Source organism: Mesorhizobium sp. M8A.F.Ca.ET.161.01.1.1 (assembly GCF_004792105.1).
Lineage (GTDB): Bacteria > Pseudomonadota > Alphaproteobacteria > Rhizobiales > Rhizobiaceae > Mesorhizobium.
Window position 1 is genome coordinate 1 of sequence record NZ_SRTD01000402.1, and the last position, 300, is coordinate 300.

At 58.7% G+C, this 300-nt stretch carries 1 pseudogene; it reads right to left on the minus strand.

Annotation, left to right across the window (positions count from 1 at the left end):
• Window positions 1-300, minus strand: a pseudogene (locus EN804_RS36280) (transposase); the annotation flags it as partial.

The following is a 300-nucleotide window of genomic DNA, read 5'->3' on the forward strand; positions in this document are numbered from 1 at the left end:
TTGGCCTTGGGCGGAATGTTGGCCCATGCCTTTCGCTGGGTGACAGCATTGCGCAAGGCGTTGGCATCATAGCCCTTGTCGGCGAGTAGCATGGCACCCTCCGGCAAATCCTTGATCAAGTCCGCTGCGGAGGCGATGTCACTCATCTGGCCTGCCGTGAGCGTCAGCTTGATCGGCCTGCCTTGCGCGTCAACAAGAGCATGGATTTTAGTTGTAAGCCCGCCTCGGGAACGACCGAGACAATGATCTCGGCCCCCTTTTTTGCCGTCGCACCCTGCTGGTGGACGCGAACAATAGAAG